This is a genomic window from bacterium (assembly GCA_040754625.1).
GTDB lineage: Bacteria > JACRDZ01 > JAQUKH01 > JAQUKH01 > JAQUKH01 > JAQUKH01.
Genome location: JBFMCF010000050.1, coordinates 1 through 11,800 on the forward strand (window position 1 = coordinate 1; position 11,800 = coordinate 11,800).

Here is an 11,800-nt window from a genome sequence, read left to right on the forward strand (position 1 = left end):
ATAATGAAAAACATAAAACTTTCAGGCAAAAAGTTTTTCATTTTAGAGATTCTTTTTCTCATGATTCACTTATGGTTTTGCCAAATATTTTAAAATTGGCAGCTTAAATTTGCCAAACTCAAGTTATCTATATTAATACCCATAAAAATATCAAGATTTTAGCTTCTTTTATGAAAATATAATTACAAATTATATCATATTTTATTTGAATAATGAAGTAATTAGTCTATTACACATAAATACAACTTGTAAAGGAAACCGGCATTAATAGTTATTCAATTTAGAATAAATTATGTATAATTTTTGTCCATTTATATCCAGTTTAGAACGTTTTTTTAATTATATCAAATATTTAATTTTTTATTCGCAGGGGCGATCCGGCGGGCCTGCCCGCCTAAGGAGGGTTGCCCCTCCTAATCTGTTTACGTCTCCGATATTGGAATTTGTTGTTTGATTTCGTCTGTGATTTTTGCCATTTTCTTTTATTTATGTTAACTCATTTAGCTTCCTTGCTTCCGAGCTATATTCTATTATACATGTTGAATGATTAATAAATTAGGATTTTTGATGTGGAGGTCTGTCAATAATTAGTATCACTAGGAATCAACGCCCCTGATATTCCTGATATTCTGATATTTCTGATATTTCACATAATATTCTATTGATTTTTTGTCTCTCTTTCAGGCATGTCAAGAATTTTTGTCAAGCTCAATTCCGCACAGCTACTAAATCTCATTATCTATTTTGTATACCTTCAAAATAATTAATCATTTCCTGGTAATTTCTTCTATCTTCCGCCAGGTATATGTTATTGAAATCTTCAATTATTTGCCTGCAAACTTCTTTCAGCTCTTCATGGACATCCGGATCCGATAAATTCCTTTTAAAAATGTAAACGACAGGTGAATTTATTTTTACTTCATATTCTGCTGAAACCGGGTCGCTTTCAATATGCGTGCTTTCCCAGCCCTTAATATTTCTATAATAAGGGCTGTTATATATATCTTTAAAATGGTTTACATTTGTTGATAAAACCATACCTGGGGCGGCCGCTCCGGTACCTGTTTCTAATTTCTGTAAAAGTATTATCAATTCCCATTCAGCATTTTCCTCAAGAACCGCAACATCATTTAATAACCTGAGTTCTTTATTTAAAAAGCTTTTTAGTTCTTCCTTAAACTTATCCTCGACTTCGCCTTTAACATATACTTTCACTCTTGCATTATATTTCCGCAAAGTCAGCTGGGCATAAGTATTCAGGTCCAAACTAAAAATAAGAAAAATTAATAATCCGAAATGCCACCGGCATAAAAAATATTTATGTTTCATAAATAAAAATCCAAATCAAGGCGGATAAAGAGTTTTTCTTATTTTTATTTCAAGTAAGGCATAAATAAAAGCTTAATTTCATCCAGCATATTCTGGTTAACCGCGAATGACACCATATCCGCAAAAACATTTAATTTCACAACCGCGTTAAGGCTCGCATCATCAATGTTCGCGGCAAGCAGTCTTTTGCAAAAACTCTGGTTAACAATCTGAATATTATCATAAATTTTTATAAGCTCCTTAAAATCCAAATCCGGCATTTTCCCGTCTTTGGACAAAAAATACTGGGCAAGCATATACATCGAAAGGATACGGTATGTCGTTTCCTGTATTGACGCGAACGGCAGGTGGAAACAAACCATGGGTTTCAATTTTCCCAATACCGGGCATTCGCTCGCAGTCATGTAAATCCCGAGCAATGAACTCAGTCCTTTCTGGAGGGAAACATGCTGAAAATATTTTCTTTCTTCCGCTTCAACTAACACATCAACTTCTTCATACGATATATTTGTCTTAAAGGCTTCTATGACATCAACTATGCTCAGTGCTATGGGGCAATACTTATTTGTTTGTTCATTCAAGGTGCAGTTTGGACATTTTGAGCAGTTTAATTCTGTCCACGCGGGGTAAAATTCTTTTTCTGACGGGATTAAGTTAAGTGTTTTCCTGTCAAGCCTGATATTAAATTCTTTTGTCGTCCCGTCTTTAAATGTAAACTTATATTGAAAAGTTATTACGTTATTTCCCATATTAATTGTCTATTCCATATTCATCTATACAACCGGCAGATAAACAGCCACAATTGTTCCTTTCCCGATTCCTTTTGAAAAAACTTTAATACTGCCGTTATGCATTTCAATAATTTCTTTGCTGATTGTAAGGCCGAGACCCGTACCCGGCACAGCAGGATGCCGTTTGTAAAAACGCGTAAAAATATTTTCTTTAACATCCGGAGATATTCCTATCCCTGTATCTTTAACCATTATTCTTACAAATCCACGTCTTAATCTCATGGATATGGTTATGGAACCTTTTTCGCTAAACTTTACAGCGTTATCTATGATATTATTTAAAAGTATCTTTATTTCCTGTGGGTCCGCGAAAATATTTTCCAGGTTTTCAGGTATTTCCATTTTAACTTTGAGCTTTTTTTCATATAATAAATATTGAATATTCTGGACTATTTCCTCTACCAGTTTTTTCACCGAAAAGTGGATTTTATTTAACACCTTTTTCCTTTTTAATACAAACATAGCCAATATATTATTTACGTCTTTACTCAACCGTTTTAAATTATTTGATATTATGCTTTGAGTTTTTACTATTTGATTTATATCTTTATTTTTTATAGCCTGCTGGTTTATGTCCTGGGCCATTTCAATCATCGCAATCGGGGTTTTTAATTCATGCGAAACTTCACGGAAGGCGCTCTCTTTCATCAGTTCTATTTTTTTCCGTTCTGTTATGTCGGAACCGTATAAATTGACATACTTCTGTTCCGGTATAGGTGTTAAAGTATATGAATATACTTTGTTTCCTATTATAACCTCTAAATCACCGATAGTTGTCCTATTTCTTAAAGCCTGATTAATTAACCTGACTATATTTTCCGGCAATATTTTAAATATTTCCTTCTCCGAGAGCCCGGTTTTTTTTAAAAGTTTTAGCGTCGCGGGGTTCTTATATAAAATCTCGCCTTTTTCATTTATTCTTAAAACAGGATTTGGATTTTCAAAAGGAAACTTTGAAAGAATTAAAAACTGTTCTTCAGCTTTCTTGCGTTCTGTAATGTCATCTAAACTCTCAATCCCGCCAATAATATTCCCATTTTCATCAATTAAAAAATCCGCGCTTTTAAGAACAATACGTATCTGGCCGTCTTTCCGGGTTAAAGTGCACTCTCTACATATAACAGGTTTTTTAACATTTGCCGAGTAAAGACCGCATTTATCTTTGCAGGGACTGTTCATAAACAGGGTACACTTTTTGCCTATTACCTCTTCAGCGCTATAACCTGTGATTTCCTTAGCCCTGTTATTCCATCTGGTAATCCGCTGGTTTAAATCCACAGTAAAAATTGCGGACGGTGTGAATGTCAACAGCATCTCAGAATAATTTTTGGCTTTTCTTAGCTGATTTTCCAATACTTTCAGCCTCGTAATATCCACTATGGTCCCGGATAAAATATTATCTTCCAGCCGCATGCATAAATAAACGAATATCCGCTTTCCTGTCTTGCTTACAAACTCAAGTTCATAATCCTCAATATAATGCTTTTCATTAAGCAAACTAACGATTTTATCCCGCTCATTAGGATTTTTATATAAAATCCTGGCCCCGCCATGCTTATTTATATCCTCCGAGGATTCATACTCGAGCATTTTCAGCAATGGTTTATTCATAAACAATACTTCACCCATAACATTGCTCTGGAAAACCCCAACTAATGTATTATCAATAATACTGATTACCCTGCTTTCCAATTTCCTGAGTGATTCTTCTTTTGCCATATTTATTATTTCCTGTTTAATTCATATCCGGCATTAAACTATTATTAAAAAATCGAATCTATCCCAAACCGTATTCCGGGAATTCTTTTAAAATTTTCTTCCGCGGGAAATTCCAATTGGGGAGCGATATCAAAAAACATCCATGGAGCAATCAATTGCATTCTATAAACAATATCCGTCCTGTAGCTGTCGATATCATAAAAAGGTTCCGTATGGGCAAAACCGCTTACCCTCCAAAAAATAATTTTTTCTCTTTTTACCAAATTGTAACTTAAAAGAAAACTCTGTTCCAATTCAAACCCCCTTGAAGTTTTTGAATATAAACCCGCGGTAATCGCCCTGAAAAGCATCTTTTCAGAAAACGGATAATCAAAATCAACCTGGGTTAATTCCCCAAGGCCGTCATCGCTATACCAGAACACAGATTGATGGAAATTCGCTTTCCAGCTTTTAATTTTTATACTGTGCTTCAACAATTTTAAACGGCTGTAAAACACCGTTTTTTTATCTCTTATTGTAATTCCATACCCGAGAGAAAGAACAAATTTTCTTAATTTAAGCAAATAAAATTTTAAACCCGTGCTTACTTCCGTATTTTCACTTCCATCCTCTGAACCCGGCAGATTATCTCTTTCATTATTATTTATTAATATCGAGAGAAAAGGGAAATATAAATAAATATTAACTCTTGGCTTAAATTCCGGGTCTTTTCCTTCTTCCTTAAAAAGCTCAAGCCTGAGAGTCATCTTATCTTCCTGCTGGATATCATACTCCCGGTTTTTAAAAAGGTATTCATCTATTTTCTGCGTAATCGACCTGAAACTTTTCCCGATATTTTCCCGCTGCTGGCTTAAGAACCTTGCGGGGTTTGTTTTGTTGTTATCATCAACCGTTGCAGGTTTTTCTTCCTGCGCGCGGGCAATATAACAAAATATAATTATTAATACCGGAATAAAAAAAATAATTATTTTCTTATTTTTGGGCCATTCCTGAAAATATCCCATATTACTGAAATTATACCAAAATAAAAAGACAGCACAATCTAAATCTGCTGTCTTTTCCACCTGTATATATGTTGAATCATACAGGGTTTATTTTTCACAATTCATATTCATGGGCACCACCTCTCGGAAATATACCCACAAATCAAGGCTTAGCTGTTAAAAACAATATTTCTTTTCTTTCTAATACCCCTTAAATTTAATTTTTCAATCCGCATTTTCTTTTGCACACGGACAGTCATTACTCCATTGTCACGATTGTTTTCTTCAATAAAATCTCTTATATTTTTCAGCTGGATCCACGTCAGAAACTTCTGGCATTCACGAAGGATTTCCCTGATTTCCTGAAAACCAAGCTTCGCGGAAACAGTCATCGGGTCCCCCGTGTCCCAAAAACATTCCTCTACGGAATTCAAATCCATCTTCGCAATAACATGTTCCATTACTTCTATAAACCTGTCTATTTTCCCGTTATCCATCCATGCAAACTGTCTTTTCATCTGTATTTTAATTAAATCAGCCTGTAAACTAACCTTGACATTTCTGACTCTTAACCGGCTGTCTTCCATAATCTTATAATGCAAAGGTTCATTTATATTATTGCGCCATTTTTTTATCAAAAAAACCCTTTTCCCGTCTGTAGCTTTAAAGTAGCCGATTTCCCCTTTGGTCCTGCAGGATATCCTGCTGACAGATGTGTCCTGCAAAACGCTTAATTCTTTTAAATGATGGCCTCTGTGTTCTCTTGAAAAATCCGCGAAATCATCTTTTGGTACCGAAACAAAATCGTCTAAATTTTTATCGAAAACAAAAATCGGGGCATTGTCAAAATCTGTTTTTTTCAATATCTTATTGCATTCCATACAGTGAATAATGTCCTTATTCATTAATCGTCCTCCTTCTATCGAAACTATTGTCTCCTGATTCTTCTTCCATCAAAATCTCAATAAATATATTTACAACATTTGGATCAAACTGCGTGCCTGAACAGCGTTGGAGTTCCAGTATGGCCTCTTTTCTTGTTTTTGCTTTTGAATACGCCCTGTGGCTCGTCATTGCGTCATATGAATCCACTATACTGATTATTCTCGCGCCTAATGGTATGTTCTCACCCCTAAGTCCATAAGGATACCCCGTTCCGTCGTAATTTTCATGGTGATGCAAAATTACCTGGATAACACCCCCCGAAGCAAACATAGGTTCAAGTATATGCACGCCTTCTTCGGGATGTTTTTTCACAATTACCCATTCTTCAGGGGTTAAAACGTCGCCCCGCAAAAGGATATCATTATTAATAGCGAGCTTCCCTATATCATGGAGAAAACTTGCCCGTTGAAGATCCAGTCTCAAATCTGAAGGAATGTCCATTTTGTCGCAAATTAAGCGGGTATAATAGTTAACTCTGTCCGAATGGCCGTGTGTGTAGGTGTCTTTCGTTTCCAGCGTCCTTGCCAATACTTTAATAAAATCAAGGTAATCGCCTTCCTCATTACCGTCTGTCCTCTGCACATAATTTTGAATAAACATCCTCGCCCTGTTAATAACCTCTAATTCCTGCAGTTCTTCATCTTTATTTTGTGCCCCGGAGCCTTCGGTCATACCCAGTTCTTTAAACAAACCTTTTAATTCAATATTCATACGGTGCCGCCTGATACTCTTTTTTACAACCCGGTTAACCTCTTCAACATCAAAAGGTTTGGAAATATAATCAAATGCTCCGTATCTTATAGCTTCTTTGGCTGTCTCCAAAGTCCCATAACCGGTTACAACAATAACTTCAACATTGGGGTTATAAGTTTTTATTGCCTTTAAAGTAGTTATCCCGTCCATTTCAGGCATTCTAAGGTCCAAAGTAACCAGATCAAATTCATCCCTGTATAATTTTACGAGCGCGTCTTTGCCATTGCATGCCAGTGAAATATTATACGAATTTTTTAAAACCTGCCTTAACGATTCACGCGGGCCGAGCTCATCGTCCACTATTAATACATTTGCCTGAGATTTCATAATTTTTTCCTTTCCTTATACACCTTATAAGTTTCGGTGAAATTATTTCTCCCCCTCAATATTATTGAGCAAGTATTATGCCAGAGGCATAAAAAACATAAATCACATGAGTTAACTATTGATAAATAAATAATATTTATTTATTTGACTATTCCTGGAAGATTTTAAGACTTTCTTTGAAATGTGGTATTTATACCACACAAATGAGGTATTTTTACCATAGTAAGATTACATAAACTCTGTTTTATCAAGATTGTATTTTTTTAGTTTTAAAATAAAATTTTTCCGGTCCATATCCGCTTCCTGGGCGGCATGGCTGATATTCCCGCTATGTTTATCCAGTAATTCGACAAAATAGCGCCTTTCAAAATTTTCTTTTGCATCTTTAAATGTAGCGGCAACCAATCCCGGATTTATTACAGAATCAGACTCATCCGTTTTTATTTCAAACGGGAGGTCCCCTGGTTCAATAATATTATGAGGGCAAATGGTCGTCAATCTTTCCATAGTATTTTCTAATTCACGGATATTCCCCGACCAATGGTATGTTTTCATTATTTCCATTGCTTTAGATGAAATTTTTTTCTTTTCCTTATGTTCTTCACTGCTTATTTTCTCAAGAAAATGTTCAGCTAATAAGGGAATATCATTTTTCCTCATTCTTAAAGGGGGAATAAAAATAGGTACAACATTTATGCGATAAAATAAATCCGGCCTGAAACGGTTTTCATTGACCTCTTTTTGAAGATCTTTATTAGTCGCCGCAACTAAACGGATATCCACTGAAATATTATCAGTCCCTCCCACCCTCGTAAACTCTTTTTCCTGCAGCACACGCAGAATTTTTGCCTGGGTTAAAAGGCTCAACTCGCCAATCTCATCCAGAAAAAGCGTCCCTTCATGCGCCAGTTCAAACTTACCAAGCCTCTGCCTGAAAGCATCCGTAAACGCGCCCTTTTCATGGCCGAAAAGTTCCGATTCAATTAAACTATCGGGAATTGCCGCGCAATTAACAGCGATAAAAGGATAATTTGCGCGGGGGCTGTGGTAATGAATTGCTTTTGCAACTAATTCCTTGCCTGTCCCGCTCTCTCCGTGTATAAGAATAGTAGCCTTTGTCTGCGCAGCCTGCTTAATCAACCTATTAACATCCCGGACATCCTGGCTTGTTCCTATAATATCTTCAATTCTATATGATCTTTTTACCTCGGAACGGAGGTGTTTGACTTCTTCATACAATTCCTTGTCTTTTAACGACTTTTTAACAACAAGTTTTAATTCTTCAATATTAAAAGGTTTAATAATATAATCATACGCCCCCGCTTTCATTGCCTTTACCGCCGTATCGACCATCCTTGTGGCAGTAAGCACAATAACCGGCAGTCCATTTTGAATCTGCTTGATTTTTTCGAGTGTATCCAAACCGCTCATCCCCGGCATGACAATATCCAGCAATACCAAATCAAAATCTTTTTCTTTTAAATAAATAATCGCGTCTTCTCCGTTTCCCGCCATAACAATATCATACATATCCTGGAAAATCATACGGAGTGATTCGCGGCTGCTGATTTCATCGTCAACTATTAATAATTTCTTTTTTATTTTGGTCGTCATGACTGCTTATTTTTTTGTTCCACAGGAAGATTCAGTGAAACAGTAGTCCCTTGTCCTTCAAGGCTTTTGATTTCTATTATCCCGCTATGGCCCTCCATTACCTGGTGGACAATAGTTAATCCCAGACCCACCGCACCGTACTTGGTGGTAAAAAACGGATTAAAAATCTTATTTAAATTGTCTTCAGCAATGCCGCACCCGGTATCCTGGAAAATAATTTCAACGAAGTCTCCTTCCGTCAATAAAGATTCGTTATACGATTTTTCGTCCGGGCCGCGCAAATGCCTCAACCTCTGGTTCTTTACAATAACTGAAATATTTCCTCCTTTAGGCATTGACTCAACCGCGTTAGATAATATATTGCGAAAAACGATTTTAATCTGTTCCGGATCCAGTAAAATTTCAAAGGTATCTCCCGCAAAATCCCGCGTAATATTAATTTTTCTTTTAATAATCTCATCCTCCAGCGAATTCAAAGATTCCAGGATAATTCCTTCCAGCTTATGCCTGCTGAAATTCGGATTGCCGAGATGAGAAAAATTTACAAGCTTTTCAATTAAATTATCAAGCCTCTCAATTTCTTTATTCACGACTTCATAATAATTGTTTCTAAATTCCTGGTCGTTAAATTTCTGCGGCAAAAGATGGGTAAAGGTTTTTATAGAAACTAACGGGTTCTTTATTTCATGCGCGAGCCCGGTTGCCAAAGTTGTAAGAGACTCCAATCTTTCGGTCCTTCTCACCTGGGTCTCTATTTGCATGCCTTCTGAAAGGTCGGCAAAGACAACAATCACTCCAACCAGGTTATCCGATTCATCTCTTAAGTGAGACGTACTCATACCGATAGGAATTATGTCTTTATTTTTAGCCGGGATCTTCAGTTCAATCCGTGTATAAATTTTCCCTTCGACCAGGGTACTGGAAATAATCTCGGCAAACTTATTCCCTATTATACTGATGTCTTTGCCTAACACATCTTCGACCTTATATCCTGTTATATTTTCGGCACGTTTATTGAAAGTTGTAATCTTTTTTTTGATATTTACAGTAACTATTCCGCTCATAATATTATTTAAAATATTTTCCCTGGTATCTTTTATTTCTAAAATATGGCTGTAGGTCAATGCGCTTTTTATGGCGCTCGCTGTCTGGGAAGATAAAATGTAAAAAAGCTCCAGGTCAGGCTTCATTTCATTTTGTTCTTTTTTGCCCAATCCCAGGTTGCAAAACCCGATAAGAAACCCCTCTATAATCAGCGGGGCACAAATATCGGCATTAACATCCTCCATAAATTTAACCATCTCGCCGTATTCGGGGTAAACCAATTTACATTTTAATTCTTCAAAAATCAAAATCTTGCCGTCTTCCACTAAAAGTTTAATTAATTGTTTCGACGGTCTGAAACTTATTTTTTCTTTTAGATTTTCAGGAAGCCCCGCCATGTCTTTTATACGGTATTCCCAATCAGAGTTATCTAAGAGCAGGAGAGAAATACTTTCCGCGTGCATGATCCCGAGAATCATATTTATAATATTTTTTAACAGCTCATCCACATTTAAAATACAATTTATTACATGGCTGAATTTTTTAATAGTTTCGCGGTAATACAAATCATCAATGGAATGGGACAACTGTTTATTTAAAGATAACGTATCGGATTTCAAGTTATCGATTAATATCCCGGAGGGAACCTGGCTGGAAATGCCGTTTTGCTTAGTATTGGAAATATCTAAAAAACTTTCCCCGGGAAAAATTATATCTCTCGGAGAAATATATTCACCTTCTGCCAGAACAATTGCCCTTTTTATTATACTCTCTAATTCCCGCATGTCACCAGGCCAATCATAATTAAACAAAATTTCCAATGCTTCCCTGGAAAAACCTTTTAGATTTTTTTGTTTATAATTTTCAACTATTTTTTCAGCTATTAAGGGGATATCATTTTTCCTCTGCCTTAGAGGGACAAGATTAATCAGCAATACTGACATCCTGTAATACAAATTTTCACTGAATGCATTTTTCAGGACTTCATTATAAAGATCAACCCGGGTCACACATATAAACCGGACATCCACCTCATATGGATTAAGCCCCTCCATTATATCTAAAAATTTAGCCTGTATCACAGAATCGGTTTTCTCAATACCCGAAATTAATAAAGTTCCCGAATCAGCCAGGGCCAATGCATAAATATTCTCACTTTTAGAATCCGAATCTTTTTGAACCCCGAAAAGCTCGCGATACAAATCCTGGGGGGAGAATACACGGCAGTTAATACTCACAAAAGGCCTTCCGCAGCGTCCGCTTTTTCTATGGATCGCCTGGGCCACAATACCTTTACCTGTTCCTTTCTCCCCTTGAATTAACACAGGAAGCCCGCTCTGGCTGGCTTTATCCACGAGGCAATTCAATTCCTGCCCGAATTTCCCGACGCCATTCAAATAAATTTCTTTTGCTTCATCGAAACTAATCATCCCTATCCCTCATCAATGATTAATCTTAATATTGTATATATAACTTAAAAACTACTCCTGCCCAAGTTTCATTTTAACTTTTTCTATCCAAGGATGCTTAGGAAAAAGCTCTATAAATTTCTTAAAAGCATCTTTTGCGTCAGCTTTATTATTTTCCAACTCATAACATAAACCAATATAGTATTGCGCCTGGGGGGCGTCTCCTGAATCAGGATATTCCGCAAGAATACGGATAAAATTTTTTCTTGCTTCTTCATATTTTTTAAGGTCGTAATCGATTAATCCCATATTATAAATTGCCTTTACGTCCCAGTAAGATTTAAATTGAAAATTTAATACTTTTTCAAAATAGGACTTCGCGTTTTCGAATTTTTCCTGTTTATACTGGATAGCCCCCAGATTAAAATAAATTCTCGGTATAACTATATTTTTCGATAATTCTTCCTGCGGATTAGGATTTTCTTTACTAACTTCCTGTAAAATTTCATTTAATATATTTTCTGCTTCAGCATACTTTTTAGCTGAAATTAACCTGTCCCCTTCTTCCAGTTTTTCCTGAATATCATTGATTTCAAAACCCGGTAATAAAATAAAACTGATTATGCCGATAAAAAACAAATTAAATCTTTTCCCGCCTGCTCTCATAATTCCTCCCTTTTTGTGTAATAAATACAATATACCTATATTAAAATATTATATCTTAATTATATATTATGTCAAGTATTGGTTTTAAATTAAATGTAACCGGTCAGTTACCGGTGGAAATCAGGTAGGCGCAGGCTTTAGCCTGCGAGGAATCAAGTGAATAATAAATCTTAAAGACAACAGCAAAAAAAACCGAAGCAAAAGCCATAAAAAAAGGGAA

Annotated in this window: 9 protein-coding genes; all 9 read right to left on the reverse strand. The window is 35.8% G+C overall.

What is annotated here, in order from left to right; genetic code table 11:
• Positions 1 to 735 precede the first annotated feature (735 nt).
• The 9 genes from AB1498_03945 to AB1498_03985 all read right to left on the reverse strand — a co-directional run bounded on the left by AB1498_03945 (position 736) and on the right by AB1498_03985 (position 11,580).
• The gene (locus tag AB1498_03945; GenBank protein ID MEW6087432.1) at positions 736 to 1,329 is read right to left on the reverse strand and encodes a hypothetical protein; all 594 of its coding nucleotides are present in this window, start codon (positions 1,327 to 1,329) and stop codon (positions 736 to 738) included.
• A gap of 44 nt (positions 1,330 to 1,373) precedes the next feature.
• Complete coding sequence (locus AB1498_03950) at positions 1,374 to 2,078, reverse strand: hypothetical protein (GenBank protein MEW6087433.1); 705 nt, start codon at positions 2,076 to 2,078, stop codon at positions 1,374 to 1,376.
• Between the two features lie 24 nt (positions 2,079 to 2,102).
• Entirely contained in the window at positions 2,103 to 3,839 is a 1,737-nt protein-coding gene (locus AB1498_03955) for a PAS domain S-box protein (GenBank protein MEW6087434.1), read from the reverse strand.
• A 44-nt stretch (positions 3,840 to 3,883) separates the two neighbouring features.
• Positions 3,884 to 4,903 (reverse strand): hypothetical protein, encoded by a 1,020-nt coding sequence (locus AB1498_03960; protein MEW6087435.1) that lies wholly within the window; start codon positions 4,901 to 4,903, stop codon positions 3,884 to 3,886.
• A gap of 89 nt (positions 4,904 to 4,992) precedes the next feature.
• Complete coding sequence (locus AB1498_03965; protein ID MEW6087436.1) at positions 4,993 to 5,727, reverse strand: hypothetical protein; 735 nt, start codon at positions 5,725 to 5,727, stop codon at positions 4,993 to 4,995.
• Positions 5,720 to 6,847, reverse strand: a complete 1,128-nt coding sequence (locus tag AB1498_03970; protein MEW6087437.1) for an HD domain-containing phosphohydrolase — start codon at positions 6,845 to 6,847, stop codon at positions 5,720 to 5,722. Before AB1498_03970 ends, AB1498_03965 begins: the two co-directional genes overlap by 8 nt.
• Before the next feature lie 228 nt (positions 6,848 to 7,075).
• Positions 7,076 to 8,461 carry a sigma-54 dependent transcriptional regulator gene (locus tag AB1498_03975; protein MEW6087438.1) on the reverse strand — a complete coding sequence of 462 codons (1,386 nt, stop codon included), beginning with the start codon at positions 8,459 to 8,461 and terminating at the stop codon, positions 7,076 to 7,078.
• A complete protein-coding gene (locus AB1498_03980; GenBank protein ID MEW6087439.1) occupies positions 8,458 to 10,935 on the reverse strand; it encodes a sigma 54-interacting transcriptional regulator in 2,478 nt (825 codons plus the stop codon). Before AB1498_03980 ends, AB1498_03975 begins: the two co-directional genes overlap by 4 nt.
• Positions 10,936 to 10,986: 51 nt before the next feature.
• On the reverse strand, positions 10,987 to 11,580 hold the full coding sequence (locus AB1498_03985) for a tetratricopeptide repeat protein (GenBank protein MEW6087440.1): 594 nt from the start codon (positions 11,578 to 11,580) through the stop codon (positions 10,987 to 10,989).
• Positions 11,581 to 11,800: the final 220 nt, after the last annotated feature.

Bases quoted from the DNA above. Each gene is read 5' to 3' on its own strand.
- AB1498_03945 (MEW6087432.1), bottom strand. From the start codon at position 1,329: ATGAAACATAAATATTTTTTATGCCGGTGGCATTTCGGATTATTAATT.
- AB1498_03950 (MEW6087433.1), bottom strand. From the start codon at position 2,078: ATGGGAAATAACGTAATAACTTTTCAATATAAGTTTACATTTAAAGAC.
- AB1498_03955 (MEW6087434.1), bottom strand. From the start codon at position 3,839: ATGGCAAAAGAAGAATCACTCAGGAAATTGGAAAGCAGGGTAATCAGT.
- AB1498_03965 (MEW6087436.1), bottom strand. From the start codon at position 5,727: ATGAATAAGGACATTATTCACTGTATGGAATGCAATAAGATATTGAAA.
- AB1498_03970 (MEW6087437.1), bottom strand. From the start codon at position 6,847: ATGAAATCTCAGGCAAATGTATTAATAGTGGACGATGAGCTCGGCCCG.
- AB1498_03975 (MEW6087438.1), bottom strand. From the start codon at position 8,461: ATGACGACCAAAATAAAAAAGAAATTATTAATAGTTGACGATGAAATC.
- AB1498_03980 (MEW6087439.1), bottom strand. From the start codon at position 10,935: ATGATTAGTTTCGATGAAGCAAAAGAAATTTATTTGAATGGCGTCGGG.
- AB1498_03985 (MEW6087440.1), bottom strand. From the start codon at position 11,580: ATGAGAGCAGGCGGGAAAAGATTTAATTTGTTTTTTATCGGCATAATC.